The organism is Pseudomonas sp. B611 (assembly GCF_055407965.1).
On record NZ_JBUZST010000012.1, the window covers coordinates 1 to 22,250 of the forward strand.

Annotated in this window: 23 protein-coding genes and 1 pseudogene; 14 read left to right on the forward strand and 10 right to left on the reverse strand. The window is 62.3% G+C overall.

The window, feature by feature from the left end:
* The first annotated feature begins 258 nt into the window (after nt 1–258).
* Both amn and ACZRMO_RS21530 read left to right on the forward strand, forming a co-directional pair.
* Nucleotides 259–1,731 carry an AMP nucleosidase gene (gene amn / locus ACZRMO_RS21525; protein WP_163011824.1) on the forward strand — a complete coding sequence of 491 codons (1,473 nt, stop codon included), beginning with the start codon at nt 259–261 and terminating at the stop codon, nt 1,729–1,731.
* 71 nt (nt 1,732–1,802) lie between these two features.
* A complete protein-coding gene (locus tag ACZRMO_RS21530; protein ID WP_463974158.1) occupies nt 1,803–2,438 on the forward strand; it encodes a pseudouridine synthase in 636 nt (211 codons plus the stop codon).
* Here the strand turns inward: ACZRMO_RS21530 and ACZRMO_RS21535 are convergent.
* Both ACZRMO_RS21535 and ACZRMO_RS21540 read right to left on the reverse strand, forming a co-directional pair.
* A complete protein-coding gene (locus tag ACZRMO_RS21535; RefSeq protein ID WP_025999909.1) occupies nt 2,433–2,642 on the reverse strand; it encodes a DUF2788 domain-containing protein in 210 nt (69 codons plus the stop codon). The genes ACZRMO_RS21530 and ACZRMO_RS21535 overlap by 6 nt on opposite strands.
* Nucleotides 2,643–2,863: 221 nt before the next feature.
* On the reverse strand, nt 2,864–3,343 hold the full coding sequence (locus tag ACZRMO_RS21540; RefSeq protein ID WP_017735654.1) for an Lrp/AsnC family transcriptional regulator: 480 nt from the start codon (nt 3,341–3,343) through the stop codon (nt 2,864–2,866).
* A 415-nt stretch (nt 3,344–3,758) separates the two neighbouring features.
* Between ACZRMO_RS21540 and ACZRMO_RS21545 the strand changes: the two genes are divergently transcribed.
* Nucleotides 3,759–4,835 carry a DUF6515 family protein gene (locus tag ACZRMO_RS21545; RefSeq protein WP_463974159.1) on the forward strand — a complete coding sequence of 359 codons (1,077 nt, stop codon included), beginning with the start codon at nt 3,759–3,761 and terminating at the stop codon, nt 4,833–4,835.
* Here the strand turns inward: ACZRMO_RS21545 and ACZRMO_RS21550 are convergent.
* Nucleotides 4,832–5,725 (reverse strand): cation diffusion facilitator family transporter, encoded by an 894-nt coding sequence (locus ACZRMO_RS21550; protein WP_017735656.1) that lies wholly within the window; start codon nt 5,723–5,725, stop codon nt 4,832–4,834. The two genes, ACZRMO_RS21545 and ACZRMO_RS21550, sit on opposite strands and share 4 nt — an antisense overlap.
* Nucleotides 5,726–5,740: 15 nt before the next feature.
* On the reverse strand, nt 5,741–6,160 hold the full coding sequence (locus ACZRMO_RS21555) for a polyribonucleotide nucleotidyltransferase (RefSeq protein WP_463974160.1): 420 nt from the start codon (nt 6,158–6,160) through the stop codon (nt 5,741–5,743).
* Between the two features lie 254 nt (nt 6,161–6,414).
* Here ACZRMO_RS21555 and hrpB point away from each other — a divergent pair, with 254 nt between their 5' ends.
* Both hrpB and ACZRMO_RS21565 read left to right on the forward strand, forming a co-directional pair.
* A complete protein-coding gene (gene hrpB, locus ACZRMO_RS21560; RefSeq protein ID WP_463974161.1) occupies nt 6,415–8,922 on the forward strand; it encodes an ATP-dependent helicase HrpB in 2,508 nt (835 codons plus the stop codon).
* A gap of 11 nt (nt 8,923–8,933) precedes the next feature.
* Nucleotides 8,934–9,029, forward strand: a pseudogene (locus ACZRMO_RS21565) (N-acetyltransferase); the annotation flags it as partial.
* Between the two features lie 13 nt (nt 9,030–9,042).
* Here the strand turns inward: ACZRMO_RS21565 and ACZRMO_RS21570 are convergent.
* From ACZRMO_RS21570 to ACZRMO_RS21580, 3 genes are all read right to left on the reverse strand, one after another.
* Nucleotides 9,043–10,062, reverse strand: a complete 1,020-nt coding sequence (locus tag ACZRMO_RS21570; RefSeq protein ID WP_463974162.1) for an alpha/beta hydrolase — start codon at nt 10,060–10,062, stop codon at nt 9,043–9,045.
* Nucleotides 10,063–10,223: 161 nt separating this feature from the next.
* Entirely contained in the window at nt 10,224–11,309 is a 1,086-nt protein-coding gene (locus ACZRMO_RS21575; protein ID WP_463974163.1) for an endonuclease/exonuclease/phosphatase family protein, read from the reverse strand.
* A gap of 40 nt (nt 11,310–11,349) precedes the next feature.
* On the reverse strand, nt 11,350–12,009 hold the full coding sequence (locus ACZRMO_RS21580) for a YciC family protein (protein ID WP_207043203.1): 660 nt from the start codon (nt 12,007–12,009) through the stop codon (nt 11,350–11,352).
* A 180-nt stretch (nt 12,010–12,189) separates the two neighbouring features.
* Between ACZRMO_RS21580 and ACZRMO_RS21585 the strand changes: the two genes are divergently transcribed.
* The 4 genes from ACZRMO_RS21585 (at nt 12,190) to ACZRMO_RS21600 (ending at nt 14,674) form a co-directional block, all read left to right on the forward strand.
* The gene (locus tag ACZRMO_RS21585) at nt 12,190–12,927 is read left to right on the forward strand and encodes a DUF2076 domain-containing protein (protein ID WP_207043204.1); all 738 of its coding nucleotides are present in this window, start codon (nt 12,190–12,192) and stop codon (nt 12,925–12,927) included.
* A 128-nt stretch (nt 12,928–13,055) separates the two neighbouring features.
* A complete protein-coding gene (locus ACZRMO_RS21590; RefSeq protein ID WP_124527830.1) occupies nt 13,056–13,532 on the forward strand; it encodes a LabA-like NYN domain-containing protein in 477 nt (158 codons plus the stop codon).
* 25 nt (nt 13,533–13,557) lie between these two features.
* Nucleotides 13,558–14,169 carry a 3'-5' exonuclease gene (locus ACZRMO_RS21595; protein ID WP_463974164.1) on the forward strand — a complete coding sequence of 204 codons (612 nt, stop codon included), beginning with the start codon at nt 13,558–13,560 and terminating at the stop codon, nt 14,167–14,169.
* 247 nt (nt 14,170–14,416) lie between these two features.
* The gene (locus ACZRMO_RS21600; RefSeq protein ID WP_463974165.1) at nt 14,417–14,674 is read left to right on the forward strand and encodes an acyl carrier protein; all 258 of its coding nucleotides are present in this window, start codon (nt 14,417–14,419) and stop codon (nt 14,672–14,674) included.
* Nucleotides 14,675–14,754: 80 nt separating this feature from the next.
* Here the strand turns inward: ACZRMO_RS21600 and ACZRMO_RS21605 are convergent, their stop codons facing one another.
* Nucleotides 14,755–15,216 carry an Lrp/AsnC family transcriptional regulator gene (locus tag ACZRMO_RS21605; RefSeq protein ID WP_463974166.1) on the reverse strand — a complete coding sequence of 154 codons (462 nt, stop codon included), beginning with the start codon at nt 15,214–15,216 and terminating at the stop codon, nt 14,755–14,757.
* A gap of 160 nt (nt 15,217–15,376) precedes the next feature.
* On the opposite strand from ACZRMO_RS21605, the gene yedA reads away from it, so the two are divergent.
* Both yedA and ACZRMO_RS21615 read left to right on the forward strand, forming a co-directional pair.
* Nucleotides 15,377–16,273, forward strand: coding sequence for a drug/metabolite exporter YedA (gene yedA / locus ACZRMO_RS21610; RefSeq protein ID WP_463974167.1), 897 nt, complete (start codon nt 15,377–15,379; stop codon nt 16,271–16,273).
* Nucleotides 16,274–16,320: 47 nt separating this feature from the next.
* A complete protein-coding gene (locus ACZRMO_RS21615; protein ID WP_463974168.1) occupies nt 16,321–17,655 on the forward strand; it encodes a DEAD/DEAH box helicase in 1,335 nt (444 codons plus the stop codon).
* 125 nt (nt 17,656–17,780) lie between these two features.
* Here the strand turns inward: ACZRMO_RS21615 and ACZRMO_RS21620 are convergent, their stop codons facing one another.
* Together ACZRMO_RS21620 and ACZRMO_RS21625 are read right to left on the reverse strand one after the other, a co-directional pair.
* Complete coding sequence (locus ACZRMO_RS21620) at nt 17,781–19,007, reverse strand: TIGR03862 family flavoprotein (protein ID WP_463974169.1); 1,227 nt, start codon at nt 19,005–19,007, stop codon at nt 17,781–17,783.
* Between the two features lie 171 nt (nt 19,008–19,178).
* On the reverse strand, nt 19,179–20,099 hold the full coding sequence (locus ACZRMO_RS21625) for a histone deacetylase family protein (protein WP_257783385.1): 921 nt from the start codon (nt 20,097–20,099) through the stop codon (nt 19,179–19,181).
* A gap of 75 nt (nt 20,100–20,174) precedes the next feature.
* Here ACZRMO_RS21625 and ACZRMO_RS21630 point away from each other — a divergent pair, with 75 nt between their 5' ends.
* The 3 genes from ACZRMO_RS21630 to ACZRMO_RS21640 are packed head-to-tail and all read left to right on the forward strand — an operon-like array spanning nt 20,175 to nt 22,248.
* Complete coding sequence (locus ACZRMO_RS21630) at nt 20,175–20,744, forward strand: GNAT family N-acetyltransferase (protein ID WP_463974170.1); 570 nt, start codon at nt 20,175–20,177, stop codon at nt 20,742–20,744.
* A gap of 38 nt (nt 20,745–20,782) precedes the next feature.
* Nucleotides 20,783–21,652 carry an acyl-CoA thioesterase II gene (gene tesB, locus ACZRMO_RS21635; protein ID WP_207043212.1) on the forward strand — a complete coding sequence of 290 codons (870 nt, stop codon included), beginning with the start codon at nt 20,783–20,785 and terminating at the stop codon, nt 21,650–21,652.
* A complete protein-coding gene (locus ACZRMO_RS21640) occupies nt 21,649–22,248 on the forward strand; it encodes an HAD family hydrolase (protein ID WP_463974171.1) in 600 nt (199 codons plus the stop codon). Before tesB ends, ACZRMO_RS21640 begins: the two co-directional genes overlap by 4 nt.
* Nucleotides 22,249–22,250: the final 2 nt, after the last annotated feature.

The window sequence follows — 22,250 nt, forward strand, 5'->3', positions numbered from 1 at the left end:
TGAACTCACTCGAATAAGATTTACGCATATCCAAACACCTCAGATTTGGGCGCTATCATAGCGCCCGATTGAAGTGTCCAAAATCATTAGGCCAGTTCAGCTTGCTCGCGAATGCGGTGTATCAGTCACCTATTCAGTAGCTGACCCACCGCATTCGCGAGCAAGCCCGCTCCCACATTATTAATCGCATTCCAAATTGCACTGTTTCAGTGAGCCCGGGATACAGGCAAGATAAAGGCCTGCACGTCAGAACACAGGATGCTTACCGTGACCGAAGCTTTTGTTGTCGTTCAATCCGCCGAAGAAGCCGTGGACCGGCTGGCGGCTCTGCATGAGCGTGCTACCGGCGCGCTCAACCAAGCCCTCAAGCAATACCTCAAAGACCGCGTCGAACCCGACGCCGAACAACGCGCGCTGTTTCGCTATCCGGAACTGCGCCTGACCTACCACTGCCACGGCGAAGTCCCACAGACGACCCGGGCGTACGCCAAGGTCCAGTTGCCGGGGACCTACAGCGTCACCGTCACCCATCCCGCCGCGTTCCGTAAGTATTTGCTGGAGCAACTGGTGCCGCTGATGCACGACTTCACCGTGACGGTGGAGGTGGGCGTCAGCCAGCAGAACATCCCGTACCCGTACGTGGTGGAGCAGGGCGACGAACTGGCCGGCTCCGGCGTGACTGCCGCGACCCTGGCCCGCGTGTTCCCGAGTACCGACCTGTCGGCCGCCACCGATGGCATCGCCGACGGCCTCTACGACTGGGAAAACACCGACCCGCTGCCCCTGGCGCTGTTCGATGCGGCCCGCGTGGACTTTTCCCTGCGCCGCCTGGTGCACTACACCGGCAGTGACTGGCGCCATGTGCAGCCGTGGATCCTGCTGACCAACTACCACCGCTATGTGGACCAGTTCATCCTGCATGGCCTGGAACAACTGCGCAGCGACCCGCGTTTTATTCGCATGGTGCTGCCGGGCAACGTGGTGATCGACAAAGCCATGGACCATGGCGAAGCGTCTGCTATTGCGGCGGGCGTGGTCTGGCACCGCTATCAGATGCCGGCCTATCACTTGCAGGCCACTGATGGCCACGGCGTGACCCTGGTAAACATCGGTGTCGGCCCGTCCAACGCCAAGAACATCACCGATCACCTGGCTGTGCTGCGTCCGCATTGCTGGTTGATGATCGGCCACTGTGGCGGCCTGCGCCAATCCCAGACCATCGGTGACTACGTACTGGCCCACGCTTATATGCGCCGCGATGGGATTCTCGACCGGGTGGTGCCGCCGAACATCCCCATCCCGGCCCTGGCCGAAGTGCAGATGGCCTTGCAGCAAGCGGCGGCCAATGTCACCGGCGAAAAAGGCGAAGAGCTGAAAAAACGCCTGCGCACCGGCACCGTGCTGACCTACGACGACCGTAACTGGGAACTGCGCTGGGCCCAGGAGCGGCCGTTGATCAACCTGTCCCGCGCCGTGGCGGTGGACATGGAAAGCGGCACCATCGCCGCCCAGGGTTATCGCTTGCGGGTGCCGTACGGCACGTTGCTGTGTGTGTCGGACAAGCCACTGCACAGCGAGATCAAGCTGCCGGGTTCGGCCAACGCGTTCTATGAACGTGCGGTGAGCCAGCACTTGAAGATCGGCATCGAGGCGGTGGATCTGCTGCGCACCGAACTCAACTCGCTGCACTCGCGCAAACTGCGCAGCTTCGACGAGCCGCCGTTCCGCTAAGCGGTTGGGATGGTCATTTAACGGTCAGGCCACTAGCATTGTCGGTCCTGACCGTTAGATGTTCTTTTGCCATGTCCCGTCCCACCCGTCCCGATTCGCGTCGCCCTGGCGTGAAACCCCCGTATTCCGCTGCGCGTCGCGTTGCCAAGGCACCGCCGGCCGAGCCGAAGCTGATCCTGTTCAACAAGCCATTCGACGTGCTGACCCAGTTCAGCGACGAAGGTGGGCGCGCGACCCTCAGGGATTTCATCGACATCCCCGGCATCTACCCGGCGGGCCGCCTGGACCGTGACAGCGAGGGTTTGCTGCTGCTGACCAACGATGGCCAGTTGCAGGCGCGGATTGCCGACCCCAAGCACAAGCTGGCGAAAACCTATTGGGTGCAGGTGGAAGGCGAACCGAGCGAAGAACAACTGCAACGCCTGCGTGCCGGTGTGGAACTCAACGACGGCATGACCTTGCCCGCCGAAGCCCGGCAGTTGGTCGAGCCCGATTTGTGGCCGCGCAACCCGCCGGTACGCTTTCGCAAAAGCGTGCCCACGTCGTGGCTGGAATTGGTGATTCGAGAAGGGCGCAACCGCCAGGTTCGGCGTATGACGGCGGCAGTGGGCTTGCCCACTTTGCGCCTGGTGCGGGTGCGAATTGGCGATTGGACGATCGACGGCCTGGACCAGGGCCAGTGGAAGGAAGTGCCGGCGCGCCTATAGGGCGCCGGACTCGATCAGGCCGATCACCACGCTCTTGATGATGAACGCGGCCACACCCAGGCCCAGCACGAAGAACAGGATGAACGAGCCAAAGCGCCCGGCCTTGGACTTCTTCGCCAGGTCCCAGACGATAAAGCCCATGAAAATGATGAGGATGGTGACCAGGCCGGTCATCATCCATTCTTCGAAGAGGGCGGGGTCGATGTTGTTCATGGGAGGCTTCCGACAGGGCAGGCGGGCAAGTATACGGCAGCGTTACAGACGCAACATTGACCTGGATCGAAGTGCGATCCAAATGTGGGAGCGGGCTTGCTCGCGAAAGCGGTGGTTCAGTCAGCGCATGTGGCGACTGACACTCCGTATTCGCGAGCAAGCCCGCTCCCACACAAGCCCGCTCCCACAGGGGATCTTCATTGTGCTTGAGATCAGGTACGCAGGTGAGTCAGCGGCAGTTCGGTGCTGTTGAGTACTTGGTTGAGCACAAAGCTCGACCGCACACTGGTCACGCCATCAATGCGCGTGAGATGCCCCAGCAGCAGTTTCTGGTAGTGATCCATATCCGGCACCACCACCTTCAACTGATAGTCCGCATCCATCCCGGTAACCAAACTGCATTCCAACACCTGGGGCAGGGTGCGGATCGCTGCCTCGAAGTTCTCGAAACGCTCCGGTGTATGTCGGTCCATGCCGATCAGCACGTAGGCGGTGAGGCTCAGGCCCAGCATCTTGCGGTCGAGCAGGGCGACCTGTCGGGCGATGTAGCCGTCGTCTTCCAACTGCTTGACCCGGCGCGAGCACGGCGACGGCGACAAGCCGATGCGTTCGGCCAACTCCTGGTTGGAGATCCGCGCGTCACGCTGCAATTCCGCCAAAATACTCAGGTCGTATCGGTCAAGCTTGCTCATTGGGTTGGCCTTTGTCGTAACTATTGCGGCGAATTATCTATGAAGGGTTAAAAATTGCGCAAGCACTGTTTATTGACGCAATCTTCGCAATCATCTGCCGGGCGCTGGCGGGTATCTTTATCAACAGAATCACCGCCTGGACAACAGTCCACAGCAGCTCGCCCAATCAGGCCCGCTGCGGCCGCCACCCCAGCAGGGTTGAGCCGGCCTCCAGGCTGCACACTGTCCACAAGACGGCGTGAGGTGAGCCAACGTCAAAAGCGTTGAGCCAGGACGAAGTTCTCAAGGGGTGGCCGACGGGTCACCCCTTTCTTTTTGCCTGCGAAAATGTTTCTCGTGACTGATAACCTGTCCGAGAACCGGGCCGTGCTTTTCCAGTCTCATGGATAGGCCCTAATCCGCAGTGAGGAATAGCATGAAGCGCATCTGGCGTTTGACAGGTGTAGGTTTGCTGATGGTCACCGTTGGCGCGCAAGCAGTGGCCGACGAGCGTGATAACACACCACGGCCTGAAGGCGGGGGGCAGCATGAGCGCGGCCAGGGCGGCGGCCGACAGCAGGGCAATGAACAGCCACGCCAGCAGAACAACGCGCCAAGGCCTGAAAACAACCAGCCACGGCCGGAGAACAATCAGCCTCGCCCGCAGAATCAGCATTTCGAACAGCGCGGTGGCCAGAACGACCGTTGGCAGGGGCGTCAGCCGGGCAATGAGCCGAGTCGGCCCGTGCAACCGCAGCCATCGAACAACCTGCCGATCCAGAGTCGCCCCGACACCGTGCGCCAGACCCAGGAACCGCGCCAGGGCTACTACCGCGACATCCCCCGCCGCAACGACGGCAACTCGCACTGGGAAGCTGGCGGCCCTGGCTCGCGCCCAGGCAACAACGGCGGCGGCTACAACAATAACCGCCCTGGCGACAACCGCTGGCCAGGCCGCCCCGACGGGCACGGCAATGGCTGGGGCCCCGGCCCGCAGCATCGCCCTGGGTACGTGATCGACCGCTTCCCCGACCGCAACTACCGCGTGCCTTACCGTGGCCAGGATTACTTCTTCTCCGGTGGCTACTGGTATCGCCCGCAGGGCCCGCGTTATGTCGTGGTGACGCCACCGTATGGCATCCGCGTGCAATACCTGCCGGACTACGCGCGGGAAGTGTGGGTGGGCAGCGCGCTGTTCTTCCTCGCGGCCGGTGCCTATTACACCTACGAAAGCAGTTCCCAGCAGTACGTGGTGGTGCAACCGCCAACGCAGGTGCCCGCGCCACAACCGGCGCCGCAGGGTAATGGCTACGACGTGGTGGCCTATCCCGCCAACGGCCAGTCACCGGCCCAGGTGCAGCAGGACGGTTATGACTGTTATCGCTGGGCCGTGCAGCAAAGCGGCTTCGACCCGCAACAAGTCACCTACGCCCCCGACCCGGCGGTGGTGCAAACCTACCGCCAGGCCCAGGGCAACTGCCTGAGCAGCCGTGGGTACCAGGTGCAGTACTAGGCTTTATTGCCTGTGACCACTTCCCGCGGGTCGGCGTGCACCAGCACTTCGGCACGCGGGTAGGCGTTGTGAATGGCATCAGCGGCTTGGTCGCTGATGGCGTGGGCCACCGACAGCGTCAATTCCCCCGGCAACTCCAGGTGCAATTGCACAAACCAATGGTTGCCCGAGATGCGCGTGCGCAAGTCATGGGCGCCGAGCACGCCCGGTACGCTGCGGGCCAGCTCCAGCATGTGCTGGCTGACGTCCGCCGGTAGCTCTTCGTCCATCAACACTGCAAAGCTTTCCCGGGCGATCTGGATCGCACTCCACAAAATGTAGGCGGCGATGCCCAGGCCGAACCACGCGTCTACCTGATGAAAGCCCAGGCCTGCAATCACCAGCGCCACCAGGATGCTGCCGTTGAGCAGCAAGTCCGAGCGATAGTGCAGCGAGTCGGCCCGCACCGCGTTGGAGCCGGTTTCGCGGACCACCCGGTGTTGCAGCATCAGCAACGCCACCGTCAGCACCAGTGAAAAAATGATCACGCCAATGCTCAGCCACGGCGCGCCGACCGGTTCCGGGTGCTGCAAGCGCTCATAAGCTTGCAGCGCGATTAACACCGCACTGCCGCCGATAAACAGGGCCTGGGCCATGCCCGCCAGTGACTCCGCCTTGCCGTGGCCGTAACGGTGATCGTCATCGGCCGGGCGCAGGGCGTAGTGCACCGCGATCAAGTTCAACAGCGAGGTGACGCCGTCCAGCAGCGAGTCGGTCAACCCGGCGAGCATGCTCACCGAGCCGCTGAGCCACCAGGCGATGGCCTTGGTGATAATCAGCGCGCAGGCCACGCCGACCGAAGCGCGGGTGGCCAGGCGCAGGAGCCTGGCGTGTTCGGGGCTGCTGGTCATAGACGGGTCGAATCCTTAGGCGGCGGGTTGCAGGCCGAGAGAGGCGAGTTGTTGCACGCTGCCCTTGAACTGGATCATGCGCGGGTCGTCCAGTGGCAGGGTGTGGCCGGTTTCTTTCTGGATGATGGTTTGCAGCTTGGCGTTATCGACCTTGCCGTCAGCGCCGATGGCTTCGTGGAGTTTCTCTGGTGCAACTTGCGCGGTCTTGCCCGGTTCGAAGTAGATCGCACCGGTGGCGAAGTCCACGCCAAAGGCGATCAGGCCAGGGATCACGTAGAACAGCAGGCCCACGGCGTCGAGCACGGCAATGGTCGGGTCGATCTTGCCGTCGATCTGGCCACGGCGATCCGGGTAGAAGATCGAACCGCAGGCCGTCAACTGGCTCAGCAGGGTGACGGCAAGGACACCGCCGAGGACACGGGAAGCGATACGCATGGGGAAATCTCCTGAACATGTATTGAGAGTGACTATATGCCAGATCTGCTGAACGACGCCGATCCAATGTGGGAGCTGGCTTGCCTGCGATAGCGGTGGGTCAGCCTACCAATGTGGTACTGATACACCGCTATCGCAGGCAAGCCAGCTCCCACCTTTGATTGCATTCACAATCGAAGTGGGCGGCGTTTCTGAGACCACCACCGGCACTCGGCAGTTCGCCGTTATACTCGCCGCTCTGCTTTGGAGCCAGTATGAATTCGTTGCCGATCGATGATGTTTTACCCGCCCTGCGTGACGCCTTGGCGAATCGCCATGAAGCCGTGCTGGAAGCGCCGCCCGGTGCCGGTAAAACCACCCGCGTGCCGTTGGCGTTGTTGAATGAGCCGTGGCTGGCCGGGCAAACCATCCTGATGCTCGAACCCCGCCGCCTCGCCGCCCGCGCCGCCGCCGAACGGCTGGCCAGCGAGCTGGGGGAAAAGGTGGGCGAAACCGTCGGCTATCGCATCCGTCTCGACAGCAAAGTCGGGCCCAATACGCGCATCGAAGTGGTCACCGAAGGCATCCTCACCCGCCGCTTGCAGGACGACCCGGCGCTGGACGGCGTGGGGCTGCTGATCTTTGACGAGTTCCACGAGCGCAGCCTCGACGCCGACCTCGCGCTGGCCCTGAGCCTCAACGGCCGCGACCTGTTTCGCGATGAGCAGCCGCTGAAAATCCTGCTGATGTCCGCCACCCTCGAAGGCGAGCGCCTGTCCGGCTTGCTCGACAACGCGCCGATCCTGCGCAGCGAAGGGCGCATGTTCCCGGTGCAGATGCGTTGGGGGCGGCCGTATCAGGCCGGCGAATTTATCGAGCCGCGCCTGGTGCAGACCATCCTTGAAGCCTTGCACGATGAGGCAGGCAGTGTGTTGGTTTTCCTACCGGGCCAAGCGGAGATTCGTCGGGTCAACCAGCAGCTGGCTGACGCCCTCGGTGAGCGCACCGATGTGCTGCTCTGCCCGCTGCACGGCGAGCTCGACCTCAACGCCCAACGCGCGGCCATCGACCCGGCGCCTGCCGGCAAACGCAAAGTGGTGCTGGCCACCAACATCGCCGAGACCAGCCTGACCATCAACGGCGTGCGCGTGGTGATCGACGCCGGGCTGGCGCGGGTGCCGCGCTTCGACCCGGGTAGCGGCATGACCCGCCTCGACACCCAGCGCATCTCCCGCGCCAGTGCGACCCAGCGTGCCGGTCGGGCCGGGCGCTTGGAGCCGGGAGTGTGTTACCGGTTGTGGTCCGAAGACCAACATGAAGGCCTCGCTGCGTATGGCAGCGCGGAAATCCTCGCCGCCGACCTCGCCGGCCTGGCCTTGCAACTGGCGCGCTGGGGCGTCATGCCCACGCAACTGGTGTGGCTGGATGTGCCGCCCACCGCCGCGTATGCCCAGGCCCAGGATTTGCTGGTGCGGCTTGGCGCCTTGAATGACGACAAACTCACCGCCCACGGTCAGAAAATGGCCGAACTACCGGCCCATCCGCGCATCGCCCATTTGTTGTTGCGCGGGCAGGACCTGGGGCTGGCGACCACGGCATGCGACGTCGCGGCATTGTTGGGGGAACGCGATATCCTGCGCGGTGGCGGGGCTGATTTGCACAGTCGTCTGGCGCTGCTTTCCGGTGAAGAGCGGGCCCGTGGTACCCAGGGTGGCGTGCAACGGGCCAAGCAATTGGCGCGGCAATACCGTGGCTATTTAAGAGGCAAGGCCACGCAACCGGTGGCCGACCCTGATCACCCGCGCTGGCTCGGCGCCTTGCTGGCGCTGGCCTACCCGGACCGCGTCGCCCAGCAACGTCGCCCCGGTGGCGCCGAATATCGCCTGGCCAATGGCCGCGCGGCGCTGTTCGCCGAAGCTGACAGCCTGATGAAACAAGCGTGGCTGGTGATTGCTGACCTCGGCAGCCGCCAGGGCCAGCGCGAAGAGCGCATCTACCTCGCGGCGGACTTTGATCCGGCGCTGTTCGACACGGTGCTCGCCGAGCAGGTGCGCAATGTCGACCAACTCGACTGGGACGAACGCGAAGGTGTGCTGCGTGCCGAACGCCAGCGCAAAGTCGGCGAGCTGGTACTGAGCCGAGAGCCCCTCACCGGCCTCGACGAAGCCGCGCGCAGCCAGGCGCTGGTCAACCTGGTGCGGCGCAAAGGCCTGGAATTACTGCCGTGGACACCCGAGCTGCGCCAATGGCAAGCCCGCGTCATGCTGCTGCGCCATCTCGATGCCGGCAAAACCAGCGAATGGCCTGACATCAGTGACAGCGCCTTGCTCGCAGGCCTCGAACACTGGCTGATGCCTTACCTGGGCAAAGTCTCGCGCCTTAGCCATTTTGCCAACCTGGATATCTCCAGCTTCCTGCACAACCTGTTGCCCTGGCCGCTGCCCCAGCGCCTCGACGAACTGGCGCCGCAGCATGTGAAAGTGCCGTCGGGCTCATCGGTGCGTTTGGACTACAGCGAACAGCCGCCAATTCTGGCGGTGCGCCTGCAGGAATTGTTCGGCCTGGCGGACACGCCGCGTATTGCCGGCGGGCGCCAGGTGGTCAAGTTGCATCTGCTGTCCCCGGCGCGCAGGCCGGTGCAGGTGACGCAGGATCTGGCGAACTTCTGGCGCAGTACCTACATCGAGGTGAAGAAAGATCTGAAGGGCCGGTATCCGAAGCATTACTGGCCGGATGACCCGCTGGTGGCAGAGCCCACTGCGCGAGTAAAACCACGTAAATAAGGGCAACGCTGTTGTGGCGAGGGAGCTTGCTCCCGCTGGGTCGCGAAGCGGCCCCAAAGACGGGGACTGCTGCGCAGTCCAGCGGGAGCAAGCTCCCTCGCCACAGGTTAAGTGTGTGAATCAGTTCAGGTGGGCCTTCAACTCACCCGCCGCCTGGCGCATGGCCGCTTTGACTTCGGGAATATTGCTCAGTGGGTTGAGCAAGCCATAGTCATGGATCATCCCGTTGTAGCGCACCGCCGTCACGTCCACGCCGGCCGCGTCCAGTTTGCGGGCGTAGGCCTCGCCTTCGTCGCGCAGTACGTCCAGCCCAGCGGTTTGTACCAGCGCCGGTGGCAGGCCAGTCAGTTGCGCATGGGTGGCGCGCAGCGGTGAAGCGTAGATCTCGGCGCGTTGCTTGGCGTCGGTGGTGTAGCTGTCCCAGAACCAGGTCATCATGTTTTTGGTGAGGAAGTGGCCTTCGGCGTATTGCTTATACGAAGGGGTATCGAAATTGGCATCGGTCACTGGCCACAGCAGCAGTTGGAAACGCAGTTTCGGCGTGTTTTGTTCCTTGGCTTTCAGTGCCACCACCGCCGCCATGTTGCCGCCGACGCTATTGCCGGCCACCGCCAGGCGGCTGCCATCGACGTTGATCTCCTTGCCATGCTCAGCCACCCAGCGGGTTGCGGCGTAGGCCTGGTTGAAGGCGGTCGGGTAATGCGCTTCTGGCGATGGCGTGTAGTCCACATACACCGCGACGGCGCCAGAGCCTACGACCAGGTCACGAATCAAACGGGCGTGGGTTGGGTAGTCGCCGAGCACCCAGCCGCCGCCGTGGAAGTACATGAACACCGGCAACTCACCCTTGACGTTGGCGGGGCGCACGATGGTCAGCTTGATGGTCTGGCCATCAGCCTTGATCGTCTTGTCGCTGACTTCAATGCCCGACATGTCCACCTTCACCGAGTTCTGCGCTCCGGTCAGCACCGCACGGGCATCCTTGGGGCTCAGTTGCTCCAGAGGGCGACCGCCGCCGGCTGCGAGGGCGTTGAGAAACGCCTGGGTCTGATGCTCGGGCACGGCGGTGTCAGCCGCGTAAGCGCTGCCGATGGACAGGGCAAGGAGGGTGGCGGTCAGGGCTTTTTTGAAAGTGTTCATGTCGTTTGCGCTCACTTGAAGTATTGGAATTGGGGAGCCGCTTCAGCGCCTCGGGCTGTCTGCGTGCTGGCTTGGAAGTAAATTTACGGCCCTATTGAGTGAGAGACAATTGGGCTGATTCGAGATTAATTGTCCCCTTTGAGGGGACAATTTCAGAGGTGTTACAAGGTGGGCAGTAGGAAGCGTGCAATCACGGGGAGATGGTTGGAGATGCGCAACGTATCATCCTGCCGGACCCTGGCTTCCACTCGCTTGATGCGCGGGCTGTAGAACAGATAGTCGAGTGTACGATCCGGGCCATCAATGCTCGGGTCATTGGGGAAGTTCGTCAGCCATTTCTCACGGTCAATGCCGCTGGACTGGCTGTTGCTCGGGATCATCGGGTATTTGTCCCACAGCAGATGCAGCTCGCTGTCTGGCGAATACTGCCCGCGTTTAGCCGCGTCCAGGCGTAGGAATTGCCCCAGCGGCAGCAGGTTGAAATCCCCGCCGATCAACCAGGGTGTGCCCCGGCCTTCGAATTTATCCAGCAGCTTGAGTGTGGCCTGCACTTGCCCTTGCACGGCACTGCGCCCGGGCGCGTTGCCGTCCAGGCGGGTGTTGAGCACTGCCAGTTGGCCACCGTCGCTCAGCGGCAGGTAAGTCAGCAGCAGGGCCGGCTTGGGTTGGAACTGACGGCTGAGGATATTGGCCTCGGGCGCAGGCAATTGCAGGCGCTCGGCGTGTTCGATCTGGTAGCGGCTGAGGGTCGCCAGCTTGCGGCCGACGCTGCCGAAGATGTGCCGGTCGGGGACGAAGTCGGCTTTCCAGTCGAAGGCCTGGGCGCTGCAGGGGTAGAGGTCGACCAGGCGTTCCTGCAACAAGGCAAGCTGGTCCTGATAGTGGGAGGGTTTGGCGTTTTCGTCGAGTTCCTGCAACAACAGGATGTCGGGTTGTTCGTCGCGGATCACCCGAGCCACTTCGTCGAGGCTGAAGGCCATGTCTTCGACGGTGGGGCGTTCGTCAGGGCCGCTGCCGTCGGCGGTGTCGTACCAGAAGACGTAGTTCTTGCCGGCCAGGTACTGCACGTTCCAAGTCATGACCTTGAGCGCCTGCCCCGGCAACAGGGTCGGCGCACGCGGTGCCACGCAGCTGACGGGCAGGGTTTCCTTGAGTTCGGGGCGCCAGGTCAGGCTGTAGATCAGGGCGGTGAGCAGGCCTGCGCTGATCAGCAGGCCCAGCAGGGTGATGCGCAATAAACGGGTCATCGGCTCGGCTTATGGCGTTTCAGAGGTGGCACGGAGCATATCACCGCGCGTCGGCATCGCCACCGATCAGCATGAATAAACGGAACAACACCACGCTGGTGAACAGTTGCAGGAAGCTGTGGGCGCTGTCCATCACCAACCCGAGCAGCGGCGCCGGCGTTGGGTAGGCCGCGACACTGGCACCCTTGAGCAGCCACAGCGGCGTCATCACGCACAGCAGGCACACCAGGATGCGCCAGAAATGCCCGCGGGTCAGGCGCAAGCTTTCCTTCATCGCTTCCAGTGCCGACATGCCGCGCAGTACCAGCAGGTATTCGGCAAACGCCAGCACCACCATCAACCACAACCCTGGCAGGAAATACAGCGACAGCCCCAGCAGGATCAACAGCGTGCTCATGGCCGTCAGCAGCGCAAAGCGCGGCCACAGGGTCAGGGCCATGGCCCATACATCCTTGGTGCGCGGCGACTCGCCACGGGTGCGGGCGTCGAGAAACAGGATCAAGGCGCCGGTGTACAGCGGGTACACCAGCAACCCCACCACCACGCTGTAGCCGGGGAACGCGTCCGCGCCCAGCGTGTGGTCGAGTACTTGTTGCAGCAGGGCTTCGAGGATCACCAGCGGCAGGCACAACTGGACGATGGCGCCCAGGTTGCCGAGGGTGAAACGGAAGGAGTCGCGCAGCACGTCTAACGGATTCATCAAGTTCTTCGCAGGCCTGAAAGCAAGGGCGACACTTTAACCGATCGTGACCTTTGGGACGCAAACGTAAACCTTGCGTAAAGACCATTGAAACAACTCGTAACACCCCCATAACTAGATCGCACTCAGCCTGACGTCAGGCGAGGCCACGATTTTTACCGGCAATCTAACGAGGTCGCCATGAACAGCGAAGAGCAAACCCTGATCGATGGACTGTTTTCACGGTTGCAACAAGCCGAAACGGACTCAGCCCCCCGCGACGCCCTGGCCGAAGCGCGGATCAAGGAGCACATGACGCGCCAACCGGCGGCCGGGTACTACATGACCCAGTCGATCCTGGTGCAGGAACATGCGCTCAAGAGCCTCGACGCGCAGAACAAGCAGCAGGCGCAGCAGATCCAGCAGTTGCAGGAAGAGTTACAGCGCGCCAAAGCCCAAGCGGCACCCGCCGCAGCGCCGAGCAGCGGTGGCTTCTTGTCGAGCATCTTTGGTGGCGGCGGTTCCCGTGAACAGCCACCGGCCCAAAGCGCGGCGCCATCGTCGGGTGGCTGGCGTGAGCCGACGCGTCCGTCATTCAGCCAGCCGCCTGCGCCGCAACAAAGTTATCAACAGCCACCCGCCGCCGCGCCGGTGGGCAGTGGCTTCCTCGGCGGCGCGATGAAAACCGCTGCTGGCGTGGCCGGTGGTGTGTTGCTGGCCGAAGGCATCAGCAGCCTGTTCCATCACAACCAGCAGCCGCAGGTGGTGGAAGAAATCATCGAACAACCGGCACCGGCCAGCGATCAAGGTGGCTGGGGCAACGATGACCAGAAGTTTGCCGGCAACGACAACTGGGGCAGCAACAACTCGGACAGCTTTGCCGACAGCGATTATTCCGACGATTCATTCACCGATGGCGACGACGATTCCTTCGTCTGACCCTCCCAAGCCCGGCGCGCTTCGTCGCGCCGGGCTGATTTTTCTCGGAAACGCCCCCATGGCTGGCATACTGGCGCCTTTGCGGGCGTGCGCGCCCGGCATCCAAGTGGCTGTCATGGGGAAGTGCGGTGAAGAAAATTGCAGTGTTCGCCGATGTACAAAACCTCTACTACACCGTGCGCCAAGCGTATGGCTGCCACTTCAACTACGCCGCCCTGTGGGCTGACATCAGCTCGCGCGGGCAGATCGTCGAGGCGTACGCGTATGCCATCGACCGGGGCGACAGCAAGCAGCAGCAATTCCAGCAGATCCTGCGCAACCTGGGCTTCACGGTAAAACTCAAGCCCTACATCCAGCGCAGCGACGGCTCGGCCAAGGGCGATTGGGACGTGGGCATCACCCTCGACATCATGGACGCCGCCGACCATGTCGATGAAATCGTCCTGGCTTCCGGTGACGGTGATTTCGACATGCTGCTCGAACGCATCATCAACAAGCATGGCGTCGAAGCCGTGGCCTACGGCGTGCCCGGGCTGACGGCCAATTCGCTGATACGCGCCGCCAGCCGCTACGTGCCGATCGAAGGCGCGTTGCTGCTCAAATAAATAGTTAGACGGAGTTGGAACAGGTTTGGAACGTATAGCGGTCATCGACTTTGAAACCACCGGCATCAGCCCCAGCAGCCAGTGCCGCGCCACGGAAATCGCCGTGGTCATCCTTGAGCATGGCCAGATCGTGGACCGCTACCAGAGCCTGATGAAAACCGGCGTGCACGTGCCCGCGTTCATCGAACAACTGACCGGCATCAGCAACGCCATGCTGCGCAGCGCGCCACCGGCGGAGCGGGTGATGAACGAGGTCAATGAGTTCGTCGGCACAACGCCGCTGCTGGCGCACAACGCCGCGTTCGACCAGAAGTTCTGGGACTTTGAACTGGGTTTGATCCGCCGCACCCGTTTGCAGAAATTTGCCTGTTCGTTGCTGCTGGCGCGGCGGCTGATGCCTTCGGCGCCGAATCACAAGCTCGGCACGTTGAACACCTTTGCCCAACTGCCCCACACCGGTAAAGCTCACCGGGCGATGGCGGATGCGGAGATGGCGGCGAACCTTACGGCGCATCTGGCGCAGGAGCTGCGTGGGACGCATGGCTTGCGTGAACTGTCCCATGACTTGCTGTGCAGCTTGCAGAAAGTCCCTGCGGCAAAAATCACCGAACACCTCAAGAAACATCGCGGGTTCTAATCCCACCACAATCCCAAGAACACAGAAGATCCAAGTGTGGGAGCGGGCTTGCTCGCGAAAGCGGTGTGTCAGTCGCCAGATATAGTGACTGACACACCGCTTTCGCGAGCAAGCCCGCTCCCACAGGGGTCATGTGTCGTTCATCGAGACTGTGTGCAGTCCAGCGCCTGATCCACGACCACTTTCGCCATCTCCACCAAGTCTGGTATCTGTTTCGATATTGGAAGAGGGCAAGGAGATTGGCGAAATGAGGGCTCAGATCAGCGAAAACGTCATTCAGTTGTTCGTCGATATCATTGGCTTCATCGACCATAGCCAAGTATCAGAGCAAACGGACTTCATCCATGATTTCAAGATCATCGATGACGACCTGACCTGTTTCATCATGCAGATCAAGTGGCAATTCAACCTGCGCGCGACCCAGGAGGATTGGGATCACATCACCACGATCAAGCAGATTGTCGATTTGATTGAACAGCGCTCAAGTCCGCTGTTGGGTAACTGACGTCATCGCAGGCAAGCCAGCTCCCACAGTTGGAATGCATTTCAACTGTGGGAGCCGGGCTTGCCCGCGATGGCGGTGGCTCAGCCACCACTTTTCCCATTGCCCTCCAACTGCGCCAACGGCACCCGCCGCTCTATCGCACTCGACAAGATGATCGACGTCTTGCTGAACCCGAACTTCGCCACCCGGTTGATCAGGTTTTCCAACTCCGGCATCGAGCCCACTGCCGCTTGCATGATCACGCACGGGTCTCCCGTCACCCGATGGCATTCCGTCAGCTCGGGGATTTCCGCCAGGGCGTCATACACCTTCTGGCTGCCGTGATTGGTCAACCTCAGTTCAATCACACACTGAATCGGCAAGCCGACCTTGGATAGATCCACCTTGGCTTGATATCCCGTGATGACTCCACTGGCTTCCAACTTGGCCACCCGTTCCGCCACGGCCGGTGCCGAGAGGTTCACGGTGCGCGCCAGTTGGGCGTAGGACGCACGACCGTCGGCAAGCAGGGCGCTGAGGAGCATGCGGTCGTATTTGTCCATGATAAGGCTCCAGTCACGCGTGGCTTTCGAAAGTACGGGTTATAGCCTTCATAACCATGCTTTGAAAAGTGTATGGGCGGTTTAAACAGGTTTTGTAACTTATGTTTAAGGGCCTGCCTTTTTAGAATAAGCATCCCATCTCCTGCCATAGAGCCGCCCAATGCCTGGCCCCAGTCGCTTTCCCTTACCGTTGATCGCCGCTTTTTTTGCGTTGTATGTGATCTGGGGTTCCACTTACCTGGTGATCCGCATCGGCGTGGAGTACTGGCCGCCGCTGATGCTCGGCGGGATTCGCTTTTTGGCGGCGGGGGCGGTGATGTATGGCTATCTGCGCTGGCGCGGGGTGCCGGCGCCGACGTGGGAGCAGTGGAAGGCGTGCGCGAAGATCGGCATTTTGCTGCTGACCTTCGGCAACGGAGCGGTGACGTTGGCCGAGCATTCCGGGGTGTCGTCCGGGGTGGCCGCGCTGGCGGTGGCGACGGTGCCGTTGTTTACCTTGCTCTGTGGATATTTCTGGGGTGCACGTAATACTCGTCTGGAATGGGCCGGGGTTATTTTGGGGATTGCCGGCATTGCCATGCTCAACATGGGCAGCACCTTGCAATCGAGCCCGATGGGCGCTGCGTTGCTGCTGTTCGCGGCCGCTTCGTGGGCGTTCGGTTCTGTGTGGAGCCGACGCTTGCCGTTGCCCCAGGGTGCAATGGCCAGCGCGGCGGAGATGTTGGTGGCGGGCGTAACGCTGCTGATCGGCAGCGCGCTCACCGGTGAACGCCTGCACGCCATGCCACCCGTAGAAGGCTGGCTGGCTCTGGCCTACCTGGCCGTGTTCGGTTCGATCATCGCCTTCAACGCCTATATGTACCTGCTCAAGCACGTCCGTCCGGCAGCGGCGACCAGTTACGCCTATGTGAACCCGGCGGTGGCGGTATTGCTCGGGATTGTGTTCGTTGGCGAGACCATTGGCATGGAAGAAGCCCTGGCGATGCTGGTGATCATCAGCGCCGTCCTGCTGATCAGCCTGCCCCAGTGGCGCAAGCCCAAGCCCGAAATAAGGTAAACTGCGGCGCATTGCGTGCTTGCGCTGAATTTTCCTACGGTAACTACATGACTTTCGCCTCCCTTGGCCTGATCGAACCCTTGCTGCGCGCCCTTGAGACGCTTGGCTACCAGACCCCGACGCCGGTGCAGGCGCAAGCCATTCCGGCGGTGTTGGCAGGTCGCGACCTGATGGCTGCGGCCCAGACCGGCACCGGCAAGACCGCCGGTTTCGCCCTGCCGCTGCTGCAACTGCTGACCATGGAAGGGCCGAAAGTCGCCGCCAACTCGGCGCGTGCACTGATCCTGTGCCCGACCCGCGAGCTGGCCGAGCAGGTCCACGCCAGCGTCGCCGAGTACGCGCAAAACCTGCCGCTGACTACTTACGCGGTTTACGGCGGCGTGAGCATCAACCCGCAGATGATGAAGCTGCGCAAGGGCGTCGACATTCTGGTCGCCACCCCTGGCCGCCTGATCGACCTGTTCCGCCAGAACGCGCTGAAGCTCAATCAGCTGCAAACCCTGGTGCTGGACGAAGCCGACCGCATGCTCGACCTGGGCTTCTCCGAAGAGCTGGCGAACATCTACCGCATGCTGCCGAAAAAGCGCCAGACCTTGCTGTTCTCCGCCACATTCTCCGATGACATCCGCCTGCTCGCCGGGCAGATGCTCAACGACCCGCTGAGCATCGAAGTCAGCCCGCGCAACGTCGCTGCCAACACCGTGAAGCAATGGGTGGTGCCGGTGGACAAGAAGCGCAAGCCGGAGCTGTTTGTGCACCTGATGCGCAAGGGCCGTTGGAAGCAGGTGCTGGTGTTCGCCAAGACCCGTAACGGCGTGGACGCGCTGGTGGACAAGTTGCAGGGCCTGGGCATCAACGCCGACGGCATCCATGGCGACAAGCCCCAAGCCACGCGCCAACGTGCGCTGGACCGCTTCAAGGCCAGCGAAGTGCAGATCCTGGTGGCCACCGACGTGGCAGCCCGTGGCCTGGATATCGAAGACCTGCCGCTGGTGATCAACTTCGACCTGCCGATCGTGGCGGAGGACTACATCCACCGTATCGGTCGTACCGGCCGTGCGGGCAACACCGGCGAGGCAATTTCTCTGGTGTGTGCCGATGAAGTGAACATGCTGTCGGCCATCGAGATGCTCACGCGTCAGACGTTGACCCGCAAGATGGAGCCGGACTTCGAACCGGAACACCGCGTGCCGGACACCGATGCCAGCGGGCAGGTGGTGAAGAAGCCTAAAAAGCCGAAGAAGCCAAAAGCTTCCGGTGGTGGCGGTAAGCGCAACCTGGGCAAGTGGGTGGACAGCGGTGAAGTGGCGCCGTCGGAGCCGTCGATCAAGCCGGTGCGCAAGGTGCCTGTGTTTAATACCGGACCGCGTAAGAAGAAGTGATTTTTCGGTGAGGCTGATTGATCGTTCCCACGCTCCGCGTGGGAATGCCGCCTCGGACGCTCTGCGTCCCTGTGACGCGGAGCGTCACCCGATGCATCCCCACGCAGAGCGTGGGGACGATCATCTCAACGCTTAAGCCACTCCACCATCCCCCGCCCAGCCGCTCGCCCACTGGCAAAACACCCCGTCAGCAAATACCCACCCGTCGGCGCTTCCCAGTCCAGCATCTCCCCCGCACAAAACACCCCGGGCAATTGCTTGAGCATCAAGCGCTCATCCAACGCTTCGAACGGCACGCCGCCAGCGGTGCTGATCGCTTCGTCCATCGGCCGGGTGTTCACCAGGGTCAGCGGCAGGGCCTTGATATCCACAGCCAACAGCGCCGGATCATTGAAGTGTTCAGCAGGCGCCAACTCCCGTAACAGCGCCGCCTTCACACCGTCCAGCCCCAACTGGCTGTGCAAGTGTTTGCTCATCGAACGCGAACCACGGGGTTTGGCCAGCGCGGCGTGAATCTTGTCCACAGGCTTGCTTGGCAACAGGTCGATATGCACCGTGGCTGAGCCGGTCTGGTTGATCGCCTCGCGTATCGGTGCCGACAGCGCGTAAATCAGGCTGCCCTCGATACCGCTGGCGGTGACCACGCACTCGCCGAGCCGAGGTTTGTCGTCACCCAAGCCGATGGCGACGTTTTTCAACGGTGCACCGGCGAATTTGCTGACCATCAACTCGCTCCAGGCCGACACCTCGAAGCCACAGTTGCTGGGTTGCAGCGGCGCATTGCGCACGCCTTTGTCTTCGAGCAACGTGAGCCAGGCCCCGTCGGAACCCAGGCGCGACCAACTGCCGCCACCGAGGGCCAGCAGCACGGCATCGCTGTGGACAGTTTTTTCGCCGTCGGGACTGTGGATAAGTAAATCACCGCTGGCATTCCAGCCGGTCCAACGATGGCGGGTGTGGATAACCACGCCCTGGTCCCGCAGGCGTTTGAGCCAGGCGCGCAGTAACGGCGCAGCTTTCATGTCGGTAGGAAACACACGGCCGGAGGTGCCGACAAAGGTTTCGATACCCAGCCCATGTATCCATTCGCACAACGCCTCGGCACCAAACCCACGCAGCAACGGCGCCATCTGCGGTGCGCGTTCGGCATAGCGCGACAGGAACGCCGGGTAAGCTTCGGAGTGGGTGATGTTCATGCCGCCGACGCCGGCCAGCAGGAATTTGCGGCCTACGGATGGCATGCCGTCGTACACATCCACGCGCAGCCCCGCCTGGCTCAAGACTTCGGCGGCCATCAGCCCGGCAGGGCCGCCGCCGATGATAGTGACGTGTTGAGGTGGGGTCTGGGGCATGGCAAGGGCTACGGTCAAATAAACAGGGCGAGCATTCTACCCGACGACAACACAAACAACTGATCAAAAAACGTACAGCTTCCTACAAGCTATACGGTTGCTGGCTTACAGCGGCTTACGCTCAAGTTATCCACAGGCCGTTCCACAGGCATTGTGGGTAACGCTCACAACTCAATGACAGCCTGATGACGCCCATACCCGTTGTGCGCTGTGGTGCAGGATGCCATGGCGCCGGGCCAGGGCAGGGCGGTCTTTGCTGTAGCCGCCGCCGATCACGCCCATCACCGGGATGTCGCGGCCCAGGCAGTGGCGCATCACGCTTTCATCGCGGGCGGCCACGCCTTGGTCTGTCAGCTTGAGGTAACCGAGGGCGTCGTCCTTGTGCACATCGACGCCGGCGTCGTACAGCACCAGGTCCGGCTGGTAGAGCGGCAGCAGGTAGTTGAGTGCGTCATCCACCACCTTGAGGTAATCGGCGTCGCCCATGCCCATGGGCAGCGGGATGTCCCAGTCGCTTTGGGCCTTGCGCGCGGGGAAGTTCTTTTCGCAGTGCAGCGACACGGTGATGGCGTCCGGCGTGTCGTGGAGGATGCGTGCGGTGCCATCCCCCTGGTGCACGTCGCAGTCGAAGATCAGCACGCGGTTGACCCGGCCGCTGGCCAGCAGGTAATGGCTGATCACCGCCAGGTCATTGAAGATGCAAAAGCCCGCTGGGTAGTCGTAGTGGGCGTGGTGGGTGCCACCGGCCAAGTGGCACGCCAGGCCGTGCTCTAGCGCCTGTTCAGCGGCGAGTATCGAACCGCCGACCGCGCGCACCGTGCGCCGGGCCAGGGCTTCGTTCCAGGGCAGGCCGAGGCGGCGCTGGTCTTCGCGGGACAATTCGCCGCCCATGTAGCGTGCGATGTAGCCGGGGTCATGGGCCAGGGCCAGGATCTCGGGTGGGCACAACTGCGGGCGCAGCAGTTGGCTGTCCTCGGTCAGCCCGCTGGACACGAGGTGGTCACGCAACAGGCGGAACTTGTCCATGGGGAAGCGGTGGTCCGCCGGGAACTCGGGGCTGTAGTCATCGTGGTAGATCAGTGGCAAAGGCATGGGATTTTCTGATGGGAACCTGCGACGGATCTTACCCGCGTTGTACACTCACGCACATGGCAAGGGAGGGGACCCATGGAGCCGATACTCGAACTGGAAAGCGCAAGGCTGGTGCTGCGCCAATGGCGCGACAGCGACCTGCCTGAGTTTGCGCGCATGTGCGCCGACGACCAGGTGATGCGCTACTTTCCGACCAAATTGAGCCACCTGGAAAGCGCCGCGCTGATCGGGCGGATTCGCGGCCACTTCGCCGAATACGGCTTTGGCCTGTGGGCCTTGCAGCGCAAGGATACAGGCGAGTTCATCGGCCTCACCGGGCTGCTGAATGTCAGCTTTGACGCGGCGTTCACCCCGGCGGTCGAGATCGGCTGGCGCCTGGCCCGCGAGCATTGGGGCCTGGGTTACGCGAGCGAGGCGGCCTGGACCGCACTACGCGCGGGATTCGATCGCTTGCAACTGGATGAAATCGTCGCCTTCACCACCGAAGCCAACATGCCCTCACAAAAAGTCATGCAGGCCATCGGTATGCATTACGATCCCCAGGCAGATTTTGCACACCCCAAGGTCGCAGCCGATGACCCGCTGCGCCATCATGTGTTGTACCGCATCACCCGCGCCCAATGGTTGGACACGCTGCACGGATAAGCAGCCCGGAATGCCCCATAGATTGTAGGAGTTGCTCTATGAGCCAAGTATTGGAAGATCTGGTGGACCTGCTGACCCTGGAGCCGATCGAGGAAAACCTCTTTCGCGGCCGCAGCCAGGACCTGGGTTTTCGCCAACTGTTCGGCGGTCAGGTGCTCGGCCAGTCGCTGTCGGCTGCCAGCCAGACCGTAGAAGAAGCGCGGCACGTGCACTCCCTGCATGGTTATTTCCTGCGCCCCGGCGATGCAAAGTTGCCGGTGGTGTATTCGGTGGACCGCGTACGTGATGGCGGCAGTTTCAGCACGCGCCGCGTCACTGCGATCCAGAAGGGCAACCCGATCTTCACCTGCAGCGCCTCGTTCCAGTACGACGAAGAGGGCTTCTCGCACCAGAGCACCATGCCCGTGGTGGTCGGCCCGGAAAACCTGCCGTCGGAGCTGGAGTTGACCCAGCAACGTGCGCACCTGATCCCCGAGCATATGCGCGACAAGCTGCTGTGCCCCAAGCCCATCGAAGTGCGCCCGGTCACCGAAAAAGACCCGTTCAACCCGCAGCCGTCCGACCCGGTCAAGTACGTGTGGTTTCGTGCCGATGGCGCCCTGGCTGACACGCCTGCGCTGCACAAATACCTGCTGGCCTACGCGTCGGACTTCGGTTTGCTGACCACCTCGCTGTTGCCCCATGGCAAGACCGTGTGGCAGAAAGACATGCAGGTCGCCAGCCTTGACCACGCACTGTGGTTCCACGCCGACCTGCGCGCCGATGACTGGTTGCTGTACGCCATGGACAGCCCGTGGGCCGGCAATTCCCGTGGGTTCTCCCGGGGCAGCGTGTACAACCGCGCCGGGCAATTGGTGGCGTCGGTGACCCAGGAAGGTTTGATCCGCCATCGCAAGGATTGGGCATGAGCCTGGCAGACGTTAAGCACTGGGTATTCGACATGGACGGCACCCTCACGGTGGCCGTGCATGATTTTGCGGCGATTCGCGAGGCGCTGGAGATTCCACCCGAGGACGACATCCTCACCCACCTGGCGGCGTTGCCCAAGGAGGTCGCGGCGGCCAAGCATGCGTGGTTGCTGGAGCATGAGCGCGAGCTGGCGCTGGGTTCGGTGGCCGCAGACGGCGCCGTGGACCTGGTGCGCGAATTGGCCGGGCGCGGTTATCGTCTGGGCATCCTGACCCGCAACGCACGGGAATTGGCACACATCACCTTACAGGCGATTGGCCTGGCGGACTGTTTTGCCGCCGAGGATGTACTGGGGCGTGACGATGCCAAGCCGAAGCCGGACCCGGATGGGTTGTTGAAGCTGGCGGCGGCGTGGGATGTGGCGCCGGGAGAGATGGTGATGGTCGGGGATTACCGCTTTGACCTGGATTGCGGCCGGGCGGCGGGGACGCGCACGGTGTTGGTCAACTTGCCGGAGAACCCGTGGCCGGCACTTGTCGATTGGCATGCTGAGGATTGCTCGGTGCTGCGCCGGATGATCCAGCCCAAACAATGAAG

Coding starts and splice junctions, on each gene's coding strand:
- ACZRMO_RS21550 (WP_017735656.1), bottom strand. CDS start 5,725: ATGACCAGCAGCCCCGAACACGCCAGGCTCCTGCGCCTGGCCACCCGC.
- ACZRMO_RS21575 (WP_463974163.1), bottom strand. CDS start 11,309: ATGACCCGTTTATTGCGCATCACCCTGCTGGGCCTGCTGATCAGCGCA.
- ACZRMO_RS21545 (WP_463974159.1), top strand. CDS start 3,759: ATGAAGCGCATCTGGCGTTTGACAGGTGTAGGTTTGCTGATGGTCACC.
- ACZRMO_RS21540 (WP_017735654.1), bottom strand. CDS start 3,343: ATGAGCAAGCTTGACCGATACGACCTGAGTATTTTGGCGGAATTGCAG.
- tesB (WP_207043212.1), top strand. CDS start 20,783: ATGAGCCAAGTATTGGAAGATCTGGTGGACCTGCTGACCCTGGAGCCG.
- amn (WP_163011824.1), top strand. CDS start 259: ATGCTTACCGTGACCGAAGCTTTTGTTGTCGTTCAATCCGCCGAAGAA.
- ACZRMO_RS21640 (WP_463974171.1), top strand. CDS start 21,649: ATGAGCCTGGCAGACGTTAAGCACTGGGTATTCGACATGGACGGCACC.
- ACZRMO_RS21605 (WP_463974166.1), bottom strand. CDS start 15,216: ATGGACAAATACGACCGCATGCTCCTCAGCGCCCTGCTTGCCGACGGT.
- ACZRMO_RS21625 (WP_257783385.1), bottom strand. CDS start 20,099: ATGCCTTTGCCACTGATCTACCACGATGACTACAGCCCCGAGTTCCCG.
- ACZRMO_RS21615 (WP_463974168.1), top strand. CDS start 16,321: ATGACTTTCGCCTCCCTTGGCCTGATCGAACCCTTGCTGCGCGCCCTT.
- ACZRMO_RS21580 (WP_207043203.1), bottom strand. CDS start 12,009: ATGAATCCGTTAGACGTGCTGCGCGACTCCTTCCGTTTCACCCTCGGC.
- ACZRMO_RS21555 (WP_463974160.1), bottom strand. CDS start 6,160: ATGCGTATCGCTTCCCGTGTCCTCGGCGGTGTCCTTGCCGTCACCCTG.
- yedA (WP_463974167.1), top strand. CDS start 15,377: ATGCCTGGCCCCAGTCGCTTTCCCTTACCGTTGATCGCCGCTTTTTTT.
- ACZRMO_RS21585 (WP_207043204.1), top strand. CDS start 12,190: ATGAACAGCGAAGAGCAAACCCTGATCGATGGACTGTTTTCACGGTTG.
- ACZRMO_RS21620 (WP_463974169.1), bottom strand. CDS start 19,007: ATGCCCCAGACCCCACCTCAACACGTCACTATCATCGGCGGCGGCCCT.
- ACZRMO_RS21600 (WP_463974165.1), top strand. CDS start 14,417: ATGAGGGCTCAGATCAGCGAAAACGTCATTCAGTTGTTCGTCGATATC.
- ACZRMO_RS21530 (WP_463974158.1), top strand. CDS start 1,803: ATGTCCCGTCCCACCCGTCCCGATTCGCGTCGCCCTGGCGTGAAACCC.
- ACZRMO_RS21570 (WP_463974162.1), bottom strand. CDS start 10,062: ATGAACACTTTCAAAAAAGCCCTGACCGCCACCCTCCTTGCCCTGTCC.
- hrpB (WP_463974161.1), top strand. CDS start 6,415: ATGAATTCGTTGCCGATCGATGATGTTTTACCCGCCCTGCGTGACGCC.
- ACZRMO_RS21630 (WP_463974170.1), top strand. CDS start 20,175: ATGGAGCCGATACTCGAACTGGAAAGCGCAAGGCTGGTGCTGCGCCAA.